At 57.2% G+C, this 491-nt stretch carries 1 protein-coding gene; it reads right to left on the bottom strand.

The annotated features are described in order from the left end of the window. A partial coding sequence (gene rplC / locus ACIPL0_RS30935) for a 50S ribosomal protein L3 (protein WP_400731758.1) occupies window positions 1–491 on the bottom strand: 491 nt, incomplete at both ends.

A 491-nucleotide genomic window follows, 5' to 3' on the forward strand; every position in this document is an offset into this window, starting at 1 on the left:
AGATTGGGGTCAGCGTCCAGGCGCACTACTTCGAGGGACTGTACGGTCACGCGCTCAGCGCCCATGTGACCGGACATTTTTTTGCCCTTGAATACACGACCAGGAGTCTGGCACTGGCCGATAGAGCCCGGGACGCGGTGGGAGACGGAGTTACCGTGGGTGTTGTCCTGACCGCGGAAGTTCCAGCGCTTGATGGTACCGGCGAAGCCTTTACCCTTCGACTGACCGGTAACATCTACCAGTTGGCCAGCGGCGAAAATTTCTGCATTGATCAGATCGCCAGCCTTGTATTCGCCTTCTTCAAGACGGAATTCCAGGACGGTACGACCAGCGGCAACGTTCGCTTTAGCGAAGTGACCTGCCTGAGCAGCAGTCACGCGCGAAGCACGACGCTCACCGACAGTGACTTGCACTGCACGATAGCCATCGCTTTCTTCGGTTTTGAACTGGGTGACGCGATTCGGCTCGATCTCAATGACCGTGACCGGAAT

The organism is Pseudomonas sp. NPDC090208, from assembly GCF_044746785.1.
In the GTDB taxonomy this organism is placed as follows: domain Bacteria; phylum Pseudomonadota; class Gammaproteobacteria; order Pseudomonadales; family Pseudomonadaceae; genus Aquipseudomonas.